Below are 23,245 nucleotides of genomic sequence, written 5' to 3' on the forward strand. Positions count from 1 at the left end.
ACGGGTGCAACCGTCTGGCAAAGTACTCCAACAGTCACGTCACCTTTTGTCTTTGGAGTTCGCGGCAACATTGCCGTGCATATCAATGAGCAGAGCCATACAGCAGATCGCGTCTACGTTATTGGTGAAGAAGAACGAACGTCAACCTCAGTTCCCACTACGGAGGAAGTGCGTCACCCAGGTATATGGATCTGGGATGCGACCACTGGTGCATCGCTTGATCGTATCGACTGGACTGCACTGCCCATTGACTCAGAGACATCTGGACAGCTGTTGTGCGATGGCGCGACGTTGTATGCCGTTATTCTCGAATCCGTGTCTCCAACATCACGCTCCGCTCTTATAGCTTTCAATTGCGATACGAACAAGACGCTATGGACAGAACATGTCAGCGGAGAAGCAACAGATCTCATCAAGCAGGGCGATACGCTGTCAGTCTTATTGTCCAACAGCAAGCAAGAACGGTCGATCGACGTGTGGAAGATGCGTACAGGATTGTTCGACAAGACAGAGCGGCTCTGGACGCGTCAGATTGACACAAACCCGGCCCATTTCGCTGTCGATGAGGCGAATGTCTACCTTCAAGGCAGCAACGGAGTGCTTATGGCTCTTGACCTTGCCACGGGAAAGGAAGCATGGAGACATCAATTTGCATCGTACAAGACGCCCATCACAGACGGTCCCAATATGGGAAAGTTATATGATCTATACCCAGACATGACACTGACAACAACAACAGATGTCCTGTACGTTCAGGATGGCGGCGGACTCGTGGCAGCTCTTGACCCTGCTACCGGCAAGGAGTTGTGGAACAAGCGCATCTCTCAGGTTGTCTGGAACCAGACTTCTGTCGACAACACGTTTGTGTTTCACCCCGTGGACAAAGGATTCCTTGTCATTGCTTCGGATGGCAAAGTCGATCTGTGGAAGTAGATGTATCTGATGAGAATTGCCAATAGCGCAGACCACGATTTCTATTGTGGTGCGCTGACGGCGCTGGTGACCGGGTTCACATACACTCTCATATCAGGAAGGGAATTGGAGGGCAAGGAATGAAATTGAACAAGTTGATTGCAATTGTCATTTTGGTGTTGCTGGTGGGTATGGTTGCATGGGGTTGTTGGAACTGGCTTAGTCCTAAGAAGGCTACTCCTACGGTTGACCTTCCTGTCGGTGACGACATGGCAACACAAATCAAGAAAGGGACAACCATATACACAACAGAGAATGTCCCTGCTTTCGTCCTGAATGGAACGGACGCAGTCACTACGGATTTTTCGGCCACTGTGAAAGTCATAAATGTTCTGGACACGAGAACTATCAGAGTGGAGATACTCTCTCCTGTCTCGTTCAGCCACCAGGGGCCCGGAAATATGGGGTATCTCTATCTCTGCGTACCGCTCTCAACCAAGGCAGACCAGCTTGCTGATGGGAGCGAAGTGTTTGGCGGCAATGGGTATCCCCAGATTATCGCGGGGCAGGAATATAACATTTCCGGAGTTCTCCAACCTTATTGGCTGGATTATCCGCGTGTTTATATCCCCAGTGCGGTTGAGTTCAAGCGGGCACCTGTTTCGCTAGAAGGTCCGCAGATCAACATGATGGGGGAAATCAGCACAACAAGATATGATGTAGTTCCGCTCTCGTGGAATGTCGGGTGGAACACACTGCAGGCATCTGAATCGCCCGTTGTCTATATGAGCGATGTCAATAACGGGGGTCCGCTGTGCTGGCAACCTGGTCCACCTGTTCGAGTCGTTCAACAATGGAGCTATCTAAGCAAGAAACCCCTCATAACAACGATATCCAAGGATGTAAATCTTCTGACTCCTCCTGAGGGAATGCAGTATTTATCAACCAAAGATGGGGAAATCAAACGATGGTACGTACCAGAGGAAAATGTTTTCGTAACCGTCCCAGGGGAATTGGACACTCTGCCGCCATATCAAACGCTGGGTGGCAAGACTCTTACTATAACGGAACAAGGTATTTCTTCTGGTTCAAAGGCGAAAACACTGACCGTTCCTGTCCCTTCTGCCCTGACGCAGATAGTTGTAGTTTATGGAAGCGGCAGCATCAACAATGGGTTTGCTCTTATTGAGGCAGCAAACAAAGGAAAATACCAGGCATTTGATGGCATATGGCTTCTTCGTATGAGCGATGGGAAAGCGACGTGGATACAATGTGGCAACAGAGTTGCATTTACTGAAGGTTTCATCGCGGATCAGGAAGCAAGCTTTGCTCGTGTTGGGTCGCTCCTCTACTTCACCCATAGCCATAACGGACAAATTGGCTGCATCGATACGGCAGCGGCCTTGCCCTCAATAACCTTGCCAGAGAAAATCAATATATTGCTCCCCCAACTTTACAGTAAAGGTCCAACAAGTGAACAAACTGTAGGACCCCTTCAGGCACAGCTGGCAAGCGACAATGGTACGTTGATCATTGAGTATCCCGATGCCAACTGGGACTCTCTATATTATGCTGTAGATGCGTCTGGAACAGTTCTTGGAAACTTGCATATAGACAAGACTTCGATAACAAGTTTTGACGCAAAGGGAAAGCAGGGCTCATCCATTAGCACACCAGGCGGTATCTCCTTCCCTTCTATCGACCTTTTTGAATAGGCTGTTTATTGAAAACACGTGTTGGAGGCGCAGAATGAACAAGAGATTTCTAATTGCTGCTGCAATTGTTCTGCTTGTTGTAGTTGTTTTCGTCGCAGGGTTCTTCTTCTGGAATTCTATAAATCCAAACACGATCAAAAAAGATGAAAAAGCTGAGGTAACTGCTCTTGTTGAGAATTTCGGCTCCAAATTGAAGGAAGTTCGTTTATCCGATCCCGAGGAAATGGTTTCTCAAGAAATAAAACAAGTCTATACCCCCTTTGTAAGTTCTAACTTTTTATTGGATTTGATAAACGATCTATCTAAAGCGCCTGGAGGAGTTGCCTCAAGCCCCTGGCCTGAGAAAATTGAGATCATTTCTATGGAAAAGCTGGACTCCCATACGATACAGGTAAAAGGAAAAATCGTCTATATGACGAGCGTGGAGATGACACAAGGTGGCAATGCAGGAGAAACCCCAATAATGCTTTGGGTGAGGAACTATAACGCTAATGGCGCATGGCTTATAGACCAACTTTCGTTTGGAGATTATGCCTTTTATGACGGTAAGGAACTTTACAACATTTTGAAAAATGCATTCCCCAATATGAGCATAATTGGAGGAAGAGGAGAACCTTTTGTTGCCCAGAGTATCGATATTACAGGCGACTACATTCCCGAAGCTATTGTTGACATGCAAATAGGTGGGGCATATACAGAATACTATACTGTATGCAGGTTTGTAAATGGAAAGCTTGAGGTTGCACAGTTCAAAGATAAAAATGGGAATGTTTCTACAATGTTCATTTATGAAGGCGCTTCTGTTCAGCATGAAGTAAAGTTGAGTTTTATAAACGATGGCAAAGGCAATCATGCCATATATCAATATACGATAAATAAAAGTACTTCAGATCCAAAGGTTATTTCCACAATTACTGTCGAAGCCTATAAGTGGAATGAGGCAACAAAGCTGTTCGAATATAACGAAGAGCTTTCTATAGAATTTGAGCAAGAAGAAGAAAAACTCTTGATGCCCAAAATTGTTGCTTTTTCGTCTCTGAAATATAAGGAAATAAGGAGTTCTTTCCCTATAATTACTTCCGTTTCCGCTTTTAACGGAAAAGTTGCTTTTGCCACTGGAACGGGCAAGATAATCGTAAACGACTTTAAGGCTGCAAATACTAACCATCTCGTAATTTATGATGCCCAAAGTGGAAAACTGGAATACTCAACTAGCATAGATAAAAGTTGGGCAAGAATTTCAGGCGTACAAATAAATGACAATTGGGTTCTATTTGAGGCAATGGAAGACCCAGGAGAGATCCCTTCCGAGTGTTTTGCCATCAATAGAAAAACCAATGGACTCATCAAGTTGCTTCCCGACTACAACTGGGGTGAGAAGGTTTCGCCCGACACTACTGTTTTCACGGTGTTCAATCGAACTCTTCTTCAGGGCGACTATGCGTATCTGGTCATAATGAGCGAAGATATGGTGGCCAGCGGCGATTCTACTGTCTTTCGAGGTGGAGTTGGAGGAACGAGATTCATCCGGGTGAACTTGAAGGATGGGAAACAGGACAGCATTTTCACACCTCCAGTGCAGTCTTTTTCGATATCGCAGCTATGGGCACTTGATAACGATTCCGTTGCGTTTGGTACGTCAGAAGTCATGGCTAATGGTGATATAAAAGATCAGGTGTACTTCTACAGCCCATCGACCACCACCCTTAAGCCAATTGTTATTGATCAATGGAAAGATTCGTCGGACCCGAGATCTATTGGCTCCTATACCATCACGCCGGACAAGAGGATAATCTACTCCTCCAACAACAAGATTGTGATTGCCCCCGTAGCAACACTAGGTGCTTCTACTGAAGTTGGGATAGCCGCATCTCATGACTACATCTCTGACTATATTGTCGCTTCCAACAATTACATTGTTGCAAGACTTGATAATGGAGACATTTTTGTGTTCAATAGAAAAACCGGAGAAAGAACCCTTATTAAAGGGGCAAAGGTTAAGGACACAATTACTATCAATGCCGATGAAATAAGTTTTATTAACCGTCAAGAAAAGACAAACGATAGTGTCGTTTATCTTGATTTGAAGGGCCTTTCGCGTCCGTAATTGGTCATAACCGATAGTACTGGGAACATCTCTGACAAGACAAAACTTCCAAAAGGCGTCAGCGGGAAAGAAGTATATGCCTATCTACAGAGCAATGTCTTGCAGCCCAATCTCAGTGGAAAGATGTTCTGCGCTTACAGCCTGTTTGGGAGTGAAGTCAAGAACAACAAGACGTACATGTGTTTCTGGGCGCTATGGGAGGAATATCGTTCGGAGAATAGAAAACTTGTAGAAGGAACTGGCATGGGTTGCCCAATTACGCTGATAGCCACACCTTCTCAACAAGGTTACACAATAACTGAACATCAGCTACCAGAGAATGGAGCCGCCTATGCACCAAGTATCAAGAAGATGTTTCCACTGGAGTATTACAACGAGATATTCTCAAAGACACAACTGTTTAACACCGTAATAGCCAAAGAACTGATGGATAATGTCGAGCAGCAGGCAAGGAAATACTACAGCCTGCAATAGGAAAAGCACAGGACACAAGCCTGATCGGTCACGAAGTCCAGCTCACCCGCGACGAGCAGTCAATTAGCTGGAACGAAGAAAAAGGGTACTGACAGAGGGTGAACCATGTGCAGATGACTATCGGATGAATGTGGCAAAAAGCCATGTGCGCATTTCAGACGCAGATTTCGGGATTGAAGTATACTCTCAATAGATAGCGGTCATTTGTTTCCTGGAGATAATGTCATGAGAAAGATGAAGTCCTGGGAATTCCTCAAAGATGTGTATGCCAGATTTATGAATGATGACCTGCTTTCAATAGGAGCCCAGGCAAGTTTCTTTCTGCTTTTTTCTCTTTTCCCTTTTCTCATATTCTTGATTGCGCTTATTACCTATATGCCTATGGTCAACCTTCAGGACAGTATCCAAGCCCTTGCCGCGCTTATGCCTGCAAATGCCTATCTGATCCTGCGGGATATGGTCAATCAGACACTAGCCAATAGGAGCGTTACGCTGTTATCTTTTGGCGTGTTGTCTGCATTGTGGTCGTCTGCGAGTGGCGTTACTTCTCTCATTCGGGGCATAAACAGGGCGTATGATCAGGAAGAAACGCGTCGCTCCTGGAAGATAACAGCTGTTTCACTATATTTTACGCTCGAACTTGCTATTGCGATTATCTTCTCCTTGATCCTTATCGTTTTTGGTAAAGTCCTGGGAACACAGCTTTTTCACTTTTTGGGCTTCTCGGACGCATCCCTGCAGGTTTGGAACTATGTCGGATACATCATTACCCTGATCACAACCATCCTTGTTTTCATTTCCCTTTATCAAAATACCCCAAACCGTCGATCAAAGTTCAGAGAGGTCGTACCTGGTGCAGTAGTTGCTTCCCTCGGCTGGGTCATTATTTCTATTGCCTTTTCCTATTACATCGACAATTTCGGCAATTACTCCAAGGTATACGGAAGCCTTGGCGGTATCATTGCCTTGCTTATGTGGCTCTATGTGAGTAGCATCATCATTTTGATGGGCGCTGAAATAAATGCTTCTCTCATGTTTTCAAAGATGGGACTCGAAAAACTGAAATTCAAACGGTACTAGAATCGCGTCCAGTTTTCCCCTATCTGTTGAAGACAGACTGATAGGTTTCTCTATGCGGCTCTAGTGTCCCTTCCCCGCGATCATTTCCAGGGCGTGCGGGAGGAGAGGGATGAGGACGTCCATGCCGTCCTGGACAGCCTTGAGGCTGCCGGGGAGGTTGACGATGAGGGTGGCGCCTCGCAGGCCGGCTTCGGCGCGGGACAGACAGGCGGTTGGGACGCCCTTGTTCAGGCCGTAGAGACGGATGGCTTCACTGATGCCAGGTGCGCGGCGGTCGACGACAGACAGCGTTGCCTCGGGGGTGACGTCACGGGAGGAGAAGCCCGTGCCACCCGTGGTGATGATGGCGTTCACATGGCGTTCCATGGACCACTGCTCAAGGATTCCGGCAATTTCGGCCTGCTCGTCGGGGACGATCGTCGTTTCCTCAATGGTCCAGCCGGCATCCGTGAGACGCTTTACGATGGCGGGCCCGCTCTCGTCGACGCGGCTCCCGGCGGCGCAACTGTCGCTGACGGTCAGAACTGCTGCTTTCATGGGGTTCCTCCTTTGTTGATAACAGTGATGATGTCGCCGACCTGAATTGTGCCGGACGTGATGACGCGGGCGAAGATGCCCTCGCGGGGCATGACGCAGTCGCCGACCAGCTTGCGGATCTCACAGCCCAGGTGGCACTCCTTGCCGATCTGGGTGACCTCCATCGTGACGACGGTGCCGATCTGGAGGTGTGTCCCGATTGGCAGGGTCAGCAGGTCCAGGCCCTGTGTGGTGATGTTCTCGGCGAAGTCGCCGGGCTGCAGCACTAGGCCGTGGCCCTGCATCTTGTCGATGCTCTCCTGCGCCAGAAGGCTGAGTTGACGGTGCCAGTCGCCTGCGTGGGCATCGGCTTGTATGCCCAGCACGGTGATGGTAACGGGGCCCTCCACGGGGTGCTTGCGCGTGCCCTTCTGCTCGGAGATGTTGACCGCAACGACAATGGGCTGGCTCACGCTCTCTCCCACGTTCCGGACTGTCCACCGCTCTTGCGGACGAGGCGCAGGTCCGTGATGCGGATGCCCCGTTCGACAGCCTTGCACATGTCATAGACGGTGAGGGCGGCGGTAGAGGCGGCGACCAGGGCTTCCATCTCGACGCCGGTCTCGGCCTTGGTACGGGCGGTGGCCTCGATGTCGACGGTGTGATCAGCCTCGTTCAGCGTCAGCGTCACGCCGACGAAGGTCATGTTGATCTGGTGGCAGAGGGGGATCAGCTCCCATGTGCGTTTGGCTGCCTGGATGCCGGCAACCTGCGCGACCGTCAGGACGTCGCCTTTCTTGAGGTTGCCCGCCTTGACCAGCTCGAAGGTAGCGGGCGCCAGTAGGACGCGACAGCGAGCGACGGCTTCCCGGGCTGTCTCCAGCTTGCCGCCGACGTCCACCATGCGCGCGTTGCCCTTGTCGTCCAGATGTGTCAGTTCATTGCTTCCCATGCTATCCTCCTATGCTGCCCATGGCGCGGCCGTAGTCGCCAGCCGTCTCCGGCATGCACTCGGGTTTCTGCTGCATTGCCCGCACCAGCAGTGCGCGCAGCGCCTCCTCGTTGACGACGGGGCGCAAGGCGGGCTTGGTGTCGATCTCGTCGGCGCCAAACAGGCACAGCCGCAGGTGGCCGTCGGCGAGCAGGCGCAGGCGGTTGCACGTGGGGCAGAAATGCTCGGTCACGGGCGCGATCAAGGCAACGGTTCCGGGCGCTCCGGGGATACGGCGATATTCCTGTGCGGGACCGTTGCCCCGCGGCTTGTCGGCCGGCTCAAGAGGGGCCAGTGCTTCCAGCTTGCGTCGCAGTTCGGCGGCGGGTACCAGGTAGTGGTCCTCACCCAGCGGGCCGATGGGCATGTACTCGATGAAGCGAACCTCGACGGGAAGGCGCCTGGTGAGGTCGAGATACGGCGCCAGGTCGTCGTTGACGCCACGCAGGACGACGACGTTGAGCTTGATGGGGCTGAACCCGGTGTCCACGGCCGCTTTGAGGCCGGCAAGTGCGCTGTCCAGCGAGCCGAGGCGCGTAAGGTGGGCGTAGACGGTGGGGTCCAGCGAGGGCAGGCCGATGTTGACACGTTTCAGTCCGGCGGCTTTCAGCTCACCGGCAAACTGAGGCAACAGGATGCCGTTAGTGGTGAGCGAGAGGTCCTGCAGGCCGGAGATGGCCAGCAGCATGCGCACCAGGTCCACAATGCCGGGGCGGTGCAGTGGTTCGCCACCAGTGAGTCGCACCTTGACGATGCCCTCGGATATGGCGACGCGCATGAACGCGACGATCTCCTCGAAGTGCAGGATGTCCTCGTGCTCCAGCATGGGCACACCCTCTTCCGGCATGCAGTAGCGGCATCGCAGGTTGCACCGATCGGTGACGGAGATGCGGATGTAATCAATGGTACGTCCAAAACGGTCGATCATCAGTGGTCCTCCGGCAAGTCGGTGAGCTGTACGTGAACGGTCTGGCCGGCTTCGACGAGGGGCGTATCCTCGGCGATGACCGCAATACCGGCAGCGAGTGCCATGGACGTGAGGATACCGGACCCCTGGGGACCGGTCGGAGTGGCATGGAGGACTCCGTCGCGTTCCTGGAGACGGACCCGGACGAAATGGGTACGTCCCGCGTCGGAGCCCTTTGCGTATTGTTCGTCGAGAACGGCGGTACGGACGGGACGATACAGCAGGGTATGGCCCATCATGTGGCGTACCAGGGGGCGCACGTACTCCTCGGTACAGACCATGCAGGAGACGGGGTTGCCGGGCAGCCCCACGATGCGCTTCGAGCCCAGGGTCCAGAACGCCATCGGCTTGCCGGGCTTCTGCTTGACGCGCCAGAAGATCAGCCCTGCGCCCATCTCCTGCAGGACTTCCTTCACGAAGTCGTAGTCACCGACTGAAATGCCGCCGTTGGTCAGCACGATGTCAGCCTGGATCAGCGCTTGCTGGAGCACGGACCTCACGGCCGCATGCGTATCGGGCACACGGGCGAAGACGACTGGTTCTGTGCCCATCGCAGCGACCTGTGCGCGCAGCGAGTGTGCGTTGGCGTCGCGGATCTGTCCCGGTTCAGGCACCTCGGCGGCGTCGACCAGCTCGCTGCCAGTGGTCAGGATGGCAACTCGGGCGCGAGGGTGGACCGTGACAGTGGCATGACCAGCGGCAGCGCACACGCCGACCTCCCCGGGGCGAAGGACTGTCCCGGCGGTAAGGACGACTGTGCCGTCCATCATGTCTTCGCCTGCACTGCGCACATTGGTGCCGTTCTTGAGGGCCAGGAGAATGAGCACGTCGTCGCCCTCTGCGCGGGTGACCTCGACGTGGACGACGGTGTCGGCGCCGTCGGGAAGGGGCGCACCCGTCATGATGCGAATGGCGGTGCCAGGGCGGACGGGCTGTGTTGCGATGCTGCCCGCAGGCACATCTTCCAGGATGCGCAGGCGGACAGGTGCGGCCTCGGATGCCTGCTGAATGTCGGCAGCGAGGACGGCGAACCCGTCCATGGCGGAGTTGGCGAAGGGGGGTACGTTCCCGTGTGCGATCACATCCTCCGCAAGTACCAGTCCCGCAGCCTTGTCGAGCGGCATGGTGATCGGTATCAGCGGTGTTGCGTGGTCCAGTATCGCCTGTAGCGCTTCCTCGATGTTCAGCATCATTCCTCCCTGAAACGTGAACTGGGAATAGTCCCCAGCGTTACACCAGCAACTCGCCTGCCACGAAACGGCGGGTCCGGTCGTCGCGCGGATGGCTGAAGAAGGTGTCACGCGGCGCCTGTTCTATGATACGCCCCTCGTGCAGGAACGCCACCTGGTCGGCGACGCGACGGGCTTCAAAGATGTCCTGCGTCACGACCACAGCTGTCATGCCCAGGTCGTCCCTCATGTGCAGCAGCAGGTCCTCGAGCAACTTGGTACCGTAGGGGTCCAGGCTGGCAGACGGTTCGTCGAGCAAGAGCAGGGGTGGCTGCAGGGCAAGGGCGCGTGCCACCGACAGGCGTGCCGCTTCGCCGCCCGAAAGCGACGAAGCGTGCTGATGGGCGCGCTCTGCGATGCCTGCATCACGCAGGGCGGCCATGGACCGCTCCTCTGCGTCGGCGCGACTTATGCCGCGCAGCTCCAGCCCGTACGTCACATTGCTGAGGACTGAGCCGCTGAAGATCGCTGGGTGTTGAAACGCGAGCAGCATCTGGCGTCGCAGGGGCAGATAGCGCTTGTCCTGAGCGGGACTCGCGGTCGAGGCGCCGTAGGTGACGGTCGACACACTTGGGACAATGCCGTCGTAGATGACGGTGCCTTCGTCGGCACGTTCCAGCAATCCCAGGATGCGGAGGAGAGTCGTCTTGCCGGCTCCGTTCGTGCCGAGGATGACGGTAATGCTGCCTGAGGAGACATTGAGGTCAATGTCCCGCAGGACCTCCCGGGCACCAAAACGCTTGCGCACGCCGCGCACCGTGACCAGGTCAGTCGAGATGGCGGACATTGCCGGCCTCCGACGTGCCCTCGCCCAGGCGGGACAGGAGAGCGTTGACCAGGAAGGAGACCAGGAGCAGGATGATACCCAGCGCGATGGCGCGGTCGAAGCTGCCCTGACGGGTCTCGAGGACGAGCGCCGTGGTCAGCGTGCGGGTTGCCCCCTGGATGTTGCCGCCCACCAGCATGGCTGCCCCGACCTCGCTAATGGCGTTGCCAAACGCCGTGATGACGGCACCGAGGATAGCCAGGCGTGCCTCGCGGAGCAGGGCGATGGACGCCTGTGCGCGTGTCGCGCCGAGCGTGAGCGCGAGGTCGAAGACGCCCTTGTCGGCGCCGCGCAGTCCAAGGACCGAAAGGCCGACGATGACTGGGAGAGCCAGCGCGATCTGGGCGATCACCATCGCCGTTGGCGTGTAGAGCAGTCCCAACGGCCCGAGAGGGCCGCTGCGGGACAACAGGAGGTACACGAGGAGGCCTGCCACCACGGGTGGAAACCCCATCAGGGTGTAGACGACGTTCATGACGCCCTGTTTGCCGCGGAAGTGCGCGAATGCGAGCAGGATGCCGAGGGGGAACCCTGCGAGCGCTGACCAGAACAGGGCGCTCATGGTGACGCGGAGGGACGTTCCCAGGGCCTCGTACGTTCCGGGGTCCAAGGAGAGGATGAGCCGAACGGCCTGAACGAAACCCCGGCCGATATCACCCATCGTTGTCCCTCCGCGTCGTCTGCATGCTACTTGTGGACTTCGAGTCGGTAGACGTACTTGAGAGTATTCACCAGGAAGGTACCCTTCGTGGTCATGAGAGCCATGAAGCCGTCGTCGGTCGAGAGTGTTGCGCCATTCTTGAGATAGACGACGATGATCTTCGTACCCGTGAGCGCGTTGTAGATGTCGTCATAGTCCAGCGTCACGTGGCTGCCGTCCGTGGCTGTGGCGACGACGGTCAGGTGCCTGGCGGCTGTAAGATCGGGCGAGATGACCTTCAGGATATCGATGAGCTGGACGCCGCCGTACAGGACCGGCGTAAGCGACTGGTTGTTCTGCGGGTAGATTTTGAGCGTCGTGACGGGGAACCTGCGGACGTCATTCAGGTGGTAGGTGACCGCCTTGCCGCTGGGCAGCACGATGTCGAGGCTGCGCGTAGCCTTCCACTCGGTGGAGTCCGGGAAGAAGAGGGTTTGCCCATACTGCTCGAAGCCGAAGCTCTTGATGAGTTCCTGACCGGGCAGGCCGGTCATGAAATCAGCGAATCGAACAGCGAGGTCGACCTTGACCTGTGGGTACTTGGCGGGGTTGACGGGCATGAGGCCGTAGGGATTGAGCAGCCCCTGGGACCCCTGGACGAGGATCGGCAAGTTGATCTTGCCGCCTTTCTGATACGTGAGGTACGTGGCGCGGTCGGTCAGCGTGTACGCCTGCTTCTGGTCGGCCATCATGAGGACTTCACCCATGCCCTGTCCGGCGCTGAGATACCAGGACTTACCGTCAGGCGTGATGCCCGCTGCCTTCCAGATGTCGAGCTCCTTGGTGTTGGTGCCCGACTTGTCGCCTCGGCTGATGAAGGTCGAGCCGGAGGCGGCGAGCTTCGTGAACGCCGCGGTCGCGTCAGTCATGCCCTTGATCTTCGCCGGATCCGAGGCTGGACCAACGATGATAAAATCGTTGTACATGACGTCTTTGCGGAAGAGGCCAAAGCCGTCAGCCATGAACTGATCTTCCTGGGCACGCGCATGCACGAGCAGGACGTCGGCGTCGCCCTTGCGCCCGGTGGTAATGGCCTGACCGGTACCGACCGAGATGATCTTGACCTTCACGTGATTGGCTTTCTCGAAAATGGGGATCAGGAAAGTCAGGAGTCCAGAGTCGAAGGTGGAGGTCGTCGTAGCAAGGATCATCGACTGTGTCTCGGGTGCCTTGTAGTCCAGGATAGCGGGGAAGTAGGCGGCAGTCTGAGCACGGGTGATGGCGGCGGTCGGCTTGGTTACATCAGTGACCATGCCTTCCTGTACGCAGGCGGCAGCGGCTGTGCATGCCCATTGCGAAAGGTCCTCCGAGCCTGCGACCTTGTCCAGAACCGTGTGCGTCGCCATGCCGCGGATCTCAAAGCCCATACGCTGTGCAACGATGGCCATCGACTCCTCGCGGGTGATGTTGGCTGTCGGGTGGAAGGTCCCGTCCGGGTACCCGGTGACCCAGCCCTTGGCGATGGCGGCGTAGACAAGAGGAGCAGCCCAGTTGCTCGTAGGCAAGTCCTTGAACGTCTTGGCGGGCGATTGTACGGGATCGAGACCAGCGGAACGTGCGAGTGCCACGATGAACTCGGCACGGGTGACCGGGGCGTTGGGACGGAACGTCCCATCCGGGTAACCCTTCATGAACCCTTTGGCGACAATCCGCTCGATAATGGCCTGATCGGGACGTCCGGCGATGTCGGACAGTGATGCGGCGCGTGCAGGGGGGGCGGACGCCATGGACAGAAACGCGAGAATGAGTGCCGTCGCAAGGACGCGACGGACCAGCAGACGTGACAGACCTCTATTCATTGTTTCTCCTTTCCACAATGGGAGGCACGGCCGTTTCCCGCCGTACCCTGCCGGCTGTACGCCATGGCTTGCGCCGAAGGCCGGACAGCTCGAAGAATTATCCTCTGCATTGCAACTGCAGAGGACAACAGTATAGACGGTGGCACCCGTATGGCAAGAAATCGAGGTGGACCCCTTCCTCTACTCCGTCACTCCCGCCCGTACGAGAGTCCTTCTCCTCTCTCCGTCATTCCCCCCGAGTCCTTTTGTTCAAGACCCCCGAGTATGTTAGTCCAATGCGAGGGGTGTACTGAGGGGTGCTCTCGGCGCATGCGGGAATCCAGCGCTGTCGCAAGGTGTGGGTCCCCGCCTTCGCGGGGATGACAGGAACTGTGAGTTCCTGTCTTCATTGACCTTGGGGCGCTTTGGCTGTATACCCAACATATCTGCCTCTGTGCGGGTTGAGCATGTGGCCCGCCGGCGGCGCAGGAGGAAAACGATGACGAGGCGACTGCAATGGTGTCTGAGAATCGTGGTAGCGGTGGCTCTGGTACTGGGGTGCGCGTTGTCGGGGGAGCCTGCGCGCGGCGCAGCGAATCTGCCCACGATCGACGCCGCCTTTCTGGCCCGTGTCGGGGCATCGCCATCGTTACAGGACGTCATCGTCCGCATGCAGGGTCTTCCGCTGGTCGGCAGAGTCCAGGATGCTGGGGCGGAAGGGTGGCTGGACACCATGGCCGCGCACGCATCGGAGGCAGCGATCTCGCAGGAACAGAATGCGTTTCTGTCGTCGCTCACGGCGCAGGGTGTCAAGTATACGGTCACACAGCGGCTGAGCGTGACATTCAACGGTCTCGCACTGAGCCTTGCGGGGAGCGACCTCGCAGCGGTTGCGGGGACGAGCCATGTCTCGTTTGTCTACGAATCCCAGCAGGCGCAGGTGCTGGACGATGACGCAAATGCCGCCATGGGAGTGGATCAGGCGTTGTGGGACCGTACATCGGTGGGGGGAAAGAAACTCGATGGAACCGGCACGGCCATCGGCATTATCGACACCGGTATCGACTACACGCATCCGGACCTTGGCGGAGCGAAGTTTCCCAACGCAAAGGTGGTGGGAGGATACGACTTCGCCGACAACGACGGCGACCCCATGGACATCCAGGGCCACGGTACGCATGTCGCAGGCATTGCCGCTGCAGACGGCAAGGTGCAGGGTGTCGCGCCAAAGGCAAAGCTCTATGCCTACAAGGTCTTCAGCGACCAGGGGGGAGGAGCTGCTGATGGGAATATCATCGCTGCGTTTGACCGCTCCGTGCGGGATCACTGCACCGTGGTCAACCTGTCCCTGGGCACGTCCGGGGGGACCGCCGATACGCCCGAGAACGAGGCCATCAACAACGCCGTCAAGGCGGGTGTCGTGGTCGTGGCAGCGACGGGCAACTCCGGCCCGCGCAACCCTGAGACAAACTGGCCCCTCGGTTCGCCGGCGACAGCGCTCAACGCCATCGCGGTAGCCGCCTCCAACGACGGCCCCTATCCAGTAGTGGAGGTTGTGACGCCGACCGGAACGGGGCTGGACAACATCATGGGTAGCTATGCCGACATCGCCCCGGAGTTCAAGGAAGGCTCCACCTATAGCATCGTGGATGCCGGGTACGGCTCGAAGGCGGATTTCGCTGGCGTGAACGTCAAGGGCAAGGTCGCGCTTGTCGAGCGGGGTCCTGTCGGGACCGGCGGGATCTACTTCCGCGACAAGGTCCTCAATGCGCAGGCTGTTGGAGCCGCCGGCGTCATCATCTACAATCACAGTCCCGGCGTGCTTGGCATGACGCTCAGGGTAGCGGCCGGCGACGAGACCAAGGACTATGTACCCTGCATCGGCATCACGCAGGACGCAGGATTGGACCTGAAGATGCTGACGACGAGAGGGCTTGTCGTCCGGTTTGGAACACGGCGCAACTTGGGGACGGTTGCCGACTTCAGCTCGATGGGCCCCACCGAGGACTTTCACTTCAAGCCGGAGGTGTCCGCGCCCGGCGTCAGCGTGAACTCGACGCTTCCAGGTGGCGAGTATGCCAAGCTGGACGGCACGTCGACGGCTTCGCCGGGGGTGGCCGGAGCCGTCGCACTGATCAAGGCGGCTCATCCCGACTGGACACCAGCAACGGTCAAGCTGGTGCTGATGAACACCTCCGATGTTCTTCGCAACTGGCAGAACAACGAGGTCATCACGTGGACACTGCAGGGAGCCGGCCGGGTCGACGTACCGGCTGCCATCGACGCCCCAGCCGTGGCCGAAATAGCTACGTCCGACGGAACGACGACGTTTCAGACAGGCGCCATTCTTGTCGGCGATGACAGCGTTGCGACTGCGATCACGGTACGCAGTCTCTCGGATCATAGTGTGACCTTCTCGCCTTCGTTCGATTGGACGATGGACTCGCGGACAGGCGTGGAGGTGACCGTTGCTCCGTCATCTATCGTCGTCGCACCCGGCGGGACCGCGCAGGTTGCCGTGACCACGACCGTGAACGCGGCCATCGTCAAAGACGGGCCACACGAGGGAATGATCACCCTGCAGTCGATCAGTGGAACCTTGCACGTGCCCTACATCTTCTGGCGCGCTGGCGTTGAGGTCCCTGAACAGTTGAGCGGGATGCAGACGAGCACAGCAACCCTGGCGGCGCCCGGTGGCACGATGGACGTCCGGTTCAGCATCGGCTACGGTGGCGTACGACCTGCCGTCGAGGCAGGTGAAGGACCCCAGGGTTCCAGCTTTGCATCGGAGGTCGTGGCTGCGGTCACGGGCATAGATGGCGTGACAACTTTCGGGACTGTGTACCGGAGGTCGTTGTTGCTCGTGGGTGACCACGGGTTTACCTGGAATGGTCGGGATATTCACGGCAACCTCTTCCTCACCGACGGGGACTATCTCCTGAGGACGTCGGTCCTCGAGAGTAACAACGACCCGGCTAACCTGCAGGTCTCTGAGGCAGCGCATCAGTCGGCGCCCATTCATGTCACAGGCATGGCAGGCGTTCCGATGCTCAGTCTGAACATCATGGGCGGGAGTTTACGTGAGGGCGGGGACGTGACGGTCAACCTGAGCGTCGATACCACGACGAGTATTGCAGGCATAGCGGCTGCCGTGCAGTTCGAACCCTACTACCTTTCGGTGAAGTCGGTGAAGAAAGGAGACTTCCTGAACCAGGGGGGAACAGCCCCGTCGAGCTTTGTCTCCACTGTCGACGCTTCAGCAGGCATCGTCGCGGTCCAAGGGGCGACAGGGACGGGCCAGGTCCAGGGGCGCGGCAGTGTGTGTACGGTCACATTTACTGTCCTGCACAGCGGTTCCACGGAACTGTGGATTGGGAAGCCTCTGGCGACGAACGGCAGCCGGACGGTGGAAACGATCGCCCAGTCGCTGGCCATGACGTTGCGATCGGGGAGTAACCTCTGGGATATCGACGGCAACAAGCGCGTGGACCTCGGTGACATGGTCGCTCTTGCCCGTGCCTACGGCTCGAAGGCCGGGGACACGCGGTATGACAACACGGCAGACCTCAACGGCGATGGTCGCGTCGACGACGCCGACCTGCAGATCCTGCGCCAGCACTATGGTGACGTCTACCCCTAGGAGACGATAATGAAGAAAACGATTGGCCTGCTGTGCGTGATTGCGCTTCTTGGAGCGTTGCTGGTGCCAGGCACGGGAACGGCGATGGGCGCTGTCGCGTTGACCGAGGTCGACACGATCGGCGTGATGCCCTCTGACTATGTCGGGACACTGACCATCGAGAGTGTCAACACCGTCGAGAAGGATTACCCATCGGCACAGGCATTCCCATCGCAAGGCGTGGCTGTTCTGCCGAATGGGGACGTCGTCGTGTGCGACACCGGGTACGGCCGCATCCACGTTCTCTCGGCTGACCTTGTCCACAAGCGCGTCATAGGGTCGTTGGGGAGTGGGCGCGGTCAGCTGCAGTACCCGGCCGATGTTGCTGTGGACAGTGCCGGTAACATCTATGTCGCTGACTTCTTTGGCAACAAGGTTGTCAAGTATGGCAACGACGGCTCGGTCGTGATGGAGTTTGGCAAGGAAGGCAAGGGAGCCGGCCAGTTCGAGGGCCCTGCCGGCATCGCGGTGACGCCGGACGGCAGCATCTGGGTCGCGGACCAGTTGAACGACCGCCTGGAGCAGTTCACGGCGACAGGCACCTGGGTGACAACCGTGACAGGCATCTCCCGTCCCGCCGGCATGACCTCCGCGGGTCTTTTCCCCTATGTCGTTTCCAGTGGCGACAGCGCCGTCTACCGGTTGAGTGGAAGGAAGGCCGTGCGCGTCTTTGCGGCCCCGGGAGAGGCGGAGAACCTTATCACGAGTGCGGCCGACCTCGCGGTCGACGCCCATGGCAACATCTATGTCGCGGACCGCGGCACGGGCCAACTACCGGTCCCCGCCGTCAAGGTCTTCTCGAGTGGTGGCCAGTACGAGCGCAGTCTTGGGCAGTACCCAGCCGACATGACCGACATCCAGGACGGCGAAGTGCTCAGTCCCGGCGGTGTCGCGGTCGCGCCTGACGGCATGGTCTACGTCATGAACAGCGGGTTCTTCCGCGACGCGACCAATCCCTTCGGCAGTGGCTACCACGCGAAGCTCGTCGAGTACGCTCCTGGTGGTGGCGTGGTGGCTGTGCAGGACTATGCCATCGACGTCCGGGGACGGCTCAACAATCCTCAGGACGTTGCAGTAGACGGCAAGGGTCAGCTGTGGGTAGTCTGCAGCTCGCCCGTCATCTCCGCCGACGGTCAGACGATCGAGTGGAACCGTGGATACGTGGACGTTCTGGACCGTAGCGGCAACGAACTGTTCACTGTCATGAGCGCGGGCTCCCGTTTGATGCAGCTGGTGGAGTCCGTCGCCGCAAGCGGTGCAGGACTGGTCTACGTCGCCGCGCAGGATGCCAGGGGAGGATTTATCGCTGTCTATGATGAAGCCGGCAACTATGTCAGGACCATTGCCGCCGGCAAGGTTGACGGCACGGGCGATCTCGAGACGGCAAGCGATGGGACGCTGTGGGCCTGCAACCAGGGCGACGGGTCTGTCGTGCATCTGGCGGCCGACGGCACGGAACTGGGCCGGTTTGCAACTGCCGGTATGCCCGGCGGGCTGACCGTCCTTTCCAACGGAGACCTGCTCGTGTGCCTCTGGGGCGAGTCTTCCGAAGTTCAGCAGGTGGTTCGCTACAGCTCCACAGGGGTCGTCATCCGGGTGTTCGGAGCAGCGGGCGGCGGTCGTGGCGCCGGCCAGATGTATTATCCTCACGATGCAATGCTGCTGCCCGACGGTCTTATCCTGGTAAGCGACGCCGAGAACGGGCGCTTCGTCGCATTCCGTCAGGACGGATCGGTCGCCTGGACGACGACCAGGTCCTGGTATCTGCCGGGCAGGATGACGTGGTCGGCGCAGGGCACCCTCTATGTGACCGACGGCTTCCATAACGTGATCCGCGAATTCAGCTATGGCCAGCCAGGGGCGCCGCAGGGTACCGCCGTGACCGTCCGGCTGGACACTGTGGAGCACGCAGTTTCCGCTGGAGCGACGACCCGCTTCCAGGTGAGTCTTCGCAATCGGAGTGCTCGAACAGACACCTTCACGGTGAAGTCGATTGTCCGTGGCGGGAGCGGGTGGTCGAGTTCGGTCAGTCCCGCGAGGGTCACGGTGCTGTCTGGAGCGACAGGCACGGTGGTGGTGACGGTCCAGGTCCCGGTGGGCCTCACGCCGGGGACAGTCGGTGACGTGGATGTTGAGGTTCGCAGCGCGCTGGACCCTGCGAGTATCACGACCGTCCACGCCCAAGTCGTGATTCGTACTGCTCCCCCTGTTGTTGTCGGCGGAGTGTCGTTCGAGACGTTCATGGGAGCGACGGTGCAAGTGCCGCTGGATGCACGGGATGCGGAGAATCTCTACGGAGCGGGGTGTCGTGTCACCTATGACGGCAAGGCGCTGCAGTTCGTGAGTGTCGCGAAGGGCGACCTCCTGGGCACCGACACGTTGTTCATCGAGAATCACGGCACCGCAGGCGAAGTTCGCGTCGCGTTGACACTCAAGGGCGACGCCCAGCCGATCAGCGGAAACGGCAGTATCGCTGTTTTGACGTTCCGCGCGCTCGAGGCTGGAACGACGCAGTTGGACATCGACGAGCTTCAGTTACTCGGTGGAGACGGGGGGAGGCAAGCACTTGCGGGCAAGGCGCGTTCCATTCCCGTGCGTGTCCTCGCAGAACACGCCCGAACGGTTCTTGTCCTTCGCGTCGGCTTGCCGACCATGAAAGTCGGCAGTTCCAGCATCGTTCTGGATGCGCCGCCGGTTATTGTCGAGGGACGCACGTTGGTCCCGATCCGGGCAGTCGTCGAATCACTTGGTGGAACCGTCGTCTGGGATGCTGCCAGCCAGACGGTGACCATATTGCTTGACGGGACCAGACTCAAGCTCATCATTGGGAAGTCGAGTGCATTGGTGAATGGCAAATCGATGCCTGTCGACAGCACAAACTCAAAGGTCGTGCCTCAGATCCTGAATAGTCGCACGATGCTCCCTCTGCGCTTCGTCGCCGAGAGTCTGGGTGCAGATGTGCAATGGGAAGGTTCGACTCAGACGATCACCGTCACGTACCCCAAACCCTGAGGTTCCCATGGGTTGCAGGTATGAAGATGCCCCCGCGAATGGGGGCGTTTTCATATCCGGCCCTGCGGCGCGATGCGCATGAGTCCGCTGTCTGCGTTGTCTCGGCCAGTGAACGGCATAAACTGTTATGAGGAGTATCTCACACTCTCAACGGCATGAGGGTGATGCATGTGTTCTCCCAATGGTGGCAGGAACCTGACCGGCTCCAGCTGCGTGCACGTTGATTTGCTCCAGAGTTGTGGCTCTGCTTTGAAACAGGAGGTTGACATATCATGACTGGACAGACGGCAATGATATCGGCGTTCGGCGTACTGCTGCTGGTGGCTGTCGCCATCTTCATCTGGGTGCGCAGGAGCAAGTTCGGCAGCTGGGCCCTGGGGCTCAGCGTGGCGCTTCTGCTCGTCGCAGTCGCGGGGCTGCTGTTCTCGGCGCTGGCAGGCATCTACACAGATTTCCTGTTCTTCACCGAGGTCGGCTACCGGCAGGTCTTCTGGACGAGGACACTGGCGAGAATCGCCGCCTATTTAGCGGGGGCCGTCGTGGCCTATGCCGTGGTGTGGGCGGTGACCGGGCTTCCGCGCGGCCTGTTTGCGGGGATGAACGCGGACGACGCCCGCCACACCTCCCAGGTCCTCAAATGGACGCATATCGTTATCGCTCTTGTCGCTGCGAATTTCGTCGGGCTGGGCGCAAGCGGTCTCAGTCTTCAGCTCCTGGCGGCGGTACGCCAGGTGGCCTCGACGGCGTACACCGACCCCATCTTCGGGCATAGCATCAGCTTTTACTTCTTCACCTACCCTGTCGTGCGAGGGCTCCTGGGCATTCTTGCGGGTATCGCCGTAGGTGGTATGGCGGTGATCGGCGCGAGTTTCCTCATGGCGAGTTCCGTGCCGGGCGACGCCGCACTGCGCCGTGGGCTGCGTAACCGCCTGAGCTTCTTTGCAGGCATCCTGCTGCTGATCGCGGCTGTGGGAGTCTGGATCTCGATGTATGGACTCCTGTTCCAGAGCAACGGCGTCGTGTTCGGCGTGAGCAACGCAGATCAGGTCGTCCGCATCCCGCTCATCAAGGTGACGGCCGTGGGTGTCCTGCTGTGTGGTATCGTATTCCTGCTGGCTTCGTTCAAACCACGGTTGGCAAACCCGAGATTCCTCGGCTGGGTGGGCGCCATCACGCTCATCGCGTATATTCTGCTTGTGTCCGGCATTCCAGCGCTCTATCAGCGCTTTGTCGTCAAGCCCAACGAACTCTCGCGCGAAACGCCCTATCTGGCCAACAACATCGCGGCGACCAACACCGCTTTCGGCCTGTCGGCCGTCAACGTGATCCCCGATCCCGGCACGCAGACGACCTTGACCACAGGTGCCGTCATCGCCAACAAGGACGTGCTTCAGAACGTGCGGCTGTGGGACTGGCGCGCGCTGGCCGACACCAACGAGCAGCTGCAGTCCATCCGCAGCTACTACAAGTTCAACGACATTGACATCGACCGCTACACATTGAACGGGACGTCGCAGGAGGTCATGATCGCCGCGCGCGAACTGGACCAGTCACTGTTGCCAGACACGTCGCGCAGTTTCGTCAATGATCGCCTGGTCTACACCCATGGGTTCGGCGTGGTCGCAAATGGCGTTAGCGACTTCTCGTCCGAAGGCGCGCCCGTGTATGCGGTGAAGGACATTCCCCCCGTCAGCAGCGGTGGGTTTGTCGATATTTCTGAGCCACGCATCTACTATGGTGAAGGCACGAGCGGGTTTGCCATCGTCAAGGGCAACTCGTCGGAATTTGACTATCCGCAGGGCGATGCCAACAAGCAGTACCAGTACACGGGCAACGGCGGCATCCGCTTGTCGCTGATCAACCGGCTCGCCTTCTCCTTCGTCAACCAGAATGTCAACATCCTGATATCGGGACAGATCAGCAGCGAATCACGTATCATGGTCTACCGCAATCTCCAGGAACGCATCAAGCACATCGCGCCATTCCTCGAGGTGGACAGTGACCCCTACATCGTCGTGGACCCCGAGGGCAAGCTCTTCTGGTTCGGCCAGGGGTATACGACGTCGCAGTACTTTCCCTACAGCGAGTACTACGATGCCGGCACAGAGTTGAACGGCAAGGTCGTCAACTACATCCGCAACAGTTTCATGTACACCGTGAACGCATTTGACGGGACGACGATCTTCTACCTCATCGACAAAGCCGATCCCATTGCGGCTACCATCGACCGCGTTTACCCAGGGCTGTTCAAGTCGCTCGACGACGCTCCATCGTTCGTCAAGGAGCACTACCGGTATCCATCCGGGCTGGGCGCGTTGCAGAGCCGCGTATTCTCGAAGTACCACATGACGGACCCCCGTGTGTTCTATGGACAGGAAGACCAGTGGGCGGTGGGGAAGGAACGCTACCTGGGAACAGATACCCCTATCGAGCCCTATTATATCTTCTTCAGGCTGCCGGGGTCGACGGGGCCTGTGTTTTCGCTGGTCACGCCGTTCACACCCGTCGGCAAGGACAACCTCGTGGCGCTGATGGCAATCAGTTCCGATATTGGCAGCCCCGACCGTGTGTCTGTCATCAAGTTCAGCAAGGACCGTGTTGTGTACGGTCCATTCCAGGTCGAAGCCCGCATCGATCAGGATACGGAGATCTCCAAGACGTTGACACTCTGGAACCAGCAGGGTTCGCAGGTCCTGCGGGGCAACATGCTCATCCTGCCGGTCGACGGTTCGCTGCTGTATATTGAGCCCATCTACCTGCAGTCCAGTAGTTCCAAGATGCCGCAGATCAAGAAGATCGTCGCGGCCACCAAAGACAAGCTGGTATGGGGGGATAATCTGGACCAGGCTCTGAGCAGTCTCCTGGGAACTCCGGTGGACATTGGCGGGGTAGGCCCTGCGACCACCGAACCTGGGTCGGTTGTAACACCTGGTCCGGTCGTACCACCAGGGACGGGGACGACGGGTGGGAATGTCACGCCCGGGATGGTGACTGCTGAACAGAAAGCGCTCATCGCAGAGGCAGTCGCCACGATGACCCGCTACAAGCAGTACACGGCGACGGGTGACTTCGCGAATGCTGGAAAGGAACTCAAGGCGCTCGAGGATGTCCTGGCAAAACTGGACGCCCTGAAGACGACGCCATAACACCAACCCCGGAGTGTGCAGGCGGGCCACAGCGCGCGCTGTGGCCCTTTTTGCATATACTGGACAAAAGGCACCGGCTCTCCTCCAAAATCCCGGTGTCTTTGGTGGAGAAC

16 protein-coding genes and 1 riboswitch are annotated in these 23,245 nt (G+C 57.8%); of the genes, 8 read left to right on the forward strand and 8 right to left on the reverse strand.

The genetic code is table 11. The annotated features are described in order from the left end of the window. The 5 genes from SMC1_RS07945 to SMC1_RS07965 form a co-directional block, all read left to right on the forward strand. Positions 1-933, forward strand: a 933-nt coding sequence (locus SMC1_RS07945; protein WP_165849346.1) for a PQQ-binding-like beta-propeller repeat protein, incomplete at its 5' end; no start/stop codon positions are given. Between the two features lie 119 nt (positions 934-1,052). Continuing rightward, complete coding sequence (locus SMC1_RS07950) at positions 1,053-2,627, forward strand: hypothetical protein (RefSeq protein WP_119086248.1); 1,575 nt, start codon at positions 1,053-1,055, stop codon at positions 2,625-2,627. 34 nt (positions 2,628-2,661) lie between these two features. Further along, the gene (locus SMC1_RS07955; protein ID WP_119086249.1) at positions 2,662-4,734 is read left to right on the forward strand and encodes a hypothetical protein; all 2,073 of its coding nucleotides are present in this window, start codon (positions 2,662-2,664) and stop codon (positions 4,732-4,734) included. Beyond that, positions 4,735-5,208 carry a hypothetical protein gene (locus SMC1_RS07960; RefSeq protein ID WP_119086250.1) on the forward strand — a complete coding sequence of 158 codons (474 nt, stop codon included), beginning with the start codon at positions 4,735-4,737 and terminating at the stop codon, positions 5,206-5,208. It abuts the gene before it with no gap. A 225-nt stretch (positions 5,209-5,433) separates the two neighbouring features. After that, entirely contained in the window at positions 5,434-6,288 is an 855-nt protein-coding gene (locus SMC1_RS07965; protein ID WP_119086251.1) for a YihY/virulence factor BrkB family protein, read from the forward strand. A gap of 60 nt (positions 6,289-6,348) precedes the next feature. On the opposite strand, the gene SMC1_RS07970 is transcribed toward SMC1_RS07965, so the two are convergent. The 8 genes from SMC1_RS07970 to SMC1_RS08005 form a co-directional block, all read right to left on the reverse strand. Next, entirely contained in the window at positions 6,349-6,825 is a 477-nt protein-coding gene (locus tag SMC1_RS07970; protein WP_119086252.1) for a molybdenum cofactor biosynthesis protein B, read from the reverse strand. Beyond that, entirely contained in the window at positions 6,822-7,277 is a 456-nt protein-coding gene (locus SMC1_RS07975; protein ID WP_119086253.1) for an MOSC domain-containing protein, read from the reverse strand. The genes SMC1_RS07970 and SMC1_RS07975 overlap by 4 nt, the downstream gene beginning before the upstream one ends. Beyond that, positions 7,274-7,756: a cyclic pyranopterin monophosphate synthase MoaC gene (gene moaC, locus SMC1_RS07980; RefSeq protein ID WP_119086254.1), complete on the reverse strand. Its 483-nt coding sequence runs from the start codon at positions 7,754-7,756 to the stop codon at positions 7,274-7,276. Before moaC ends, SMC1_RS07975 begins: the two co-directional genes overlap by 4 nt. Position 7,757: 1 nt before the next feature. After that, positions 7,758-8,723 carry a GTP 3',8-cyclase MoaA gene (gene moaA, locus SMC1_RS07985; RefSeq protein WP_119086255.1) on the reverse strand — a complete coding sequence of 322 codons (966 nt, stop codon included), beginning with the start codon at positions 8,721-8,723 and terminating at the stop codon, positions 7,758-7,760. After that, positions 8,723-9,955 carry a gephyrin-like molybdotransferase Glp gene (glp, locus tag SMC1_RS07990; RefSeq protein WP_207799364.1) on the reverse strand — a complete coding sequence of 411 codons (1,233 nt, stop codon included), beginning with the start codon at positions 9,953-9,955 and terminating at the stop codon, positions 8,723-8,725. The genes moaA and glp overlap by 1 nt, the downstream gene beginning before the upstream one ends. A gap of 37 nt (positions 9,956-9,992) precedes the next feature. Further along, positions 9,993-10,778, reverse strand: coding sequence for an ATP-binding cassette domain-containing protein (locus SMC1_RS07995; protein ID WP_119086257.1), 786 nt, complete (start codon positions 10,776-10,778; stop codon positions 9,993-9,995). After that, positions 10,759-11,478 carry an ABC transporter permease gene (locus SMC1_RS08000; RefSeq protein WP_119086258.1) on the reverse strand — a complete coding sequence of 240 codons (720 nt, stop codon included), beginning with the start codon at positions 11,476-11,478 and terminating at the stop codon, positions 10,759-10,761. Before SMC1_RS08000 ends, SMC1_RS07995 begins: the two co-directional genes overlap by 20 nt. A 26-nt stretch (positions 11,479-11,504) precedes the next feature. Continuing rightward, positions 11,505-13,316 (reverse strand): substrate-binding domain-containing protein, encoded by a 1,812-nt coding sequence (locus SMC1_RS08005; RefSeq protein WP_119086259.1) that lies wholly within the window; start codon positions 13,314-13,316, stop codon positions 11,505-11,507. Beyond that, a riboswitch (molybdenum cofactor riboswitch) is annotated at positions 13,306-13,423 on the reverse strand. Its footprint overlaps the gene before it by 11 nt. A 371-nt stretch (positions 13,424-13,794) precedes the next feature. Here SMC1_RS08005 and SMC1_RS08010 point away from each other — a divergent pair. The 3 genes from SMC1_RS08010 (at position 13,795) to SMC1_RS08020 (ending at position 23,132) form a co-directional block, all read left to right on the forward strand. After that, positions 13,795-16,935 carry a S8 family serine peptidase gene (locus tag SMC1_RS08010; RefSeq protein ID WP_119086260.1) on the forward strand — a complete coding sequence of 1,047 codons (3,141 nt, stop codon included), beginning with the start codon at positions 13,795-13,797 and terminating at the stop codon, positions 16,933-16,935. Between the two features lie 9 nt (positions 16,936-16,944). Continuing rightward, a complete protein-coding gene (locus SMC1_RS08015) occupies positions 16,945-19,986 on the forward strand; it encodes a stalk domain-containing protein (protein ID WP_119086261.1) in 3,042 nt (1,013 codons plus the stop codon). Between the two features lie 272 nt (positions 19,987-20,258). Beyond that, positions 20,259-23,132 (forward strand): UPF0182 family protein, encoded by a 2,874-nt coding sequence (locus SMC1_RS08020; protein WP_119086262.1) that lies wholly within the window; start codon positions 20,259-20,261, stop codon positions 23,130-23,132. Positions 23,133-23,245: the final 113 nt, after the last annotated feature.

The sequence above is a fragment of the Candidatus Cryosericum septentrionale genome (genome assembly GCF_003570995.1).
Classification (GTDB): Bacteria; Caldisericota; Caldisericia; order Cryosericales; family Cryosericaceae; genus Cryosericum; species Cryosericum septentrionale.

Excerpts from the sequence above, each read along its gene's own strand:
- SMC1_RS07950 (WP_119086248.1), top strand. The coding sequence starts at position 1,053 with ATGAAATTGAACAAGTTGATTGCAATTGTCATTTTGGTGTTGCTGGTG.
- SMC1_RS07955 (WP_119086249.1), top strand. The coding sequence starts at position 2,662 with ATGAACAAGAGATTTCTAATTGCTGCTGCAATTGTTCTGCTTGTTGTA.
- SMC1_RS07965 (WP_119086251.1), top strand. The coding sequence starts at position 5,434 with ATGAGAAAGATGAAGTCCTGGGAATTCCTCAAAGATGTGTATGCCAGA.
- SMC1_RS07970 (WP_119086252.1), bottom strand. The coding sequence starts at position 6,825 with ATGAAAGCAGCAGTTCTGACCGTCAGCGACAGTTGCGCCGCCGGGAGC.
- moaC (WP_119086254.1), bottom strand. The coding sequence starts at position 7,756 with ATGGGAAGCAATGAACTGACACATCTGGACGACAAGGGCAACGCGCGC.
- moaA (WP_119086255.1), bottom strand. The coding sequence starts at position 8,723 with ATGATCGACCGTTTTGGACGTACCATTGATTACATCCGCATCTCCGTC.
- glp (WP_207799364.1), bottom strand. The coding sequence starts at position 9,955 with ATGATGCTGAACATCGAGGAAGCGCTACAGGCGATACTGGACCACGCA.
- SMC1_RS07995 (WP_119086257.1), bottom strand. The coding sequence starts at position 10,778 with ATGTCCGCCATCTCGACTGACCTGGTCACGGTGCGCGGCGTGCGCAAG.
- SMC1_RS08000 (WP_119086258.1), bottom strand. The coding sequence starts at position 11,478 with ATGGGTGATATCGGCCGGGGTTTCGTTCAGGCCGTTCGGCTCATCCTC.
- SMC1_RS08005 (WP_119086259.1), bottom strand. The coding sequence starts at position 13,316 with ATGAATAGAGGTCTGTCACGTCTGCTGGTCCGTCGCGTCCTTGCGACG.
- SMC1_RS08010 (WP_119086260.1), top strand. The coding sequence starts at position 13,795 with ATGACGAGGCGACTGCAATGGTGTCTGAGAATCGTGGTAGCGGTGGCT.
- SMC1_RS08015 (WP_119086261.1), top strand. The coding sequence starts at position 16,945 with ATGAAGAAAACGATTGGCCTGCTGTGCGTGATTGCGCTTCTTGGAGCG.
- SMC1_RS08020 (WP_119086262.1), top strand. The coding sequence starts at position 20,259 with ATGACTGGACAGACGGCAATGATATCGGCGTTCGGCGTACTGCTGCTG.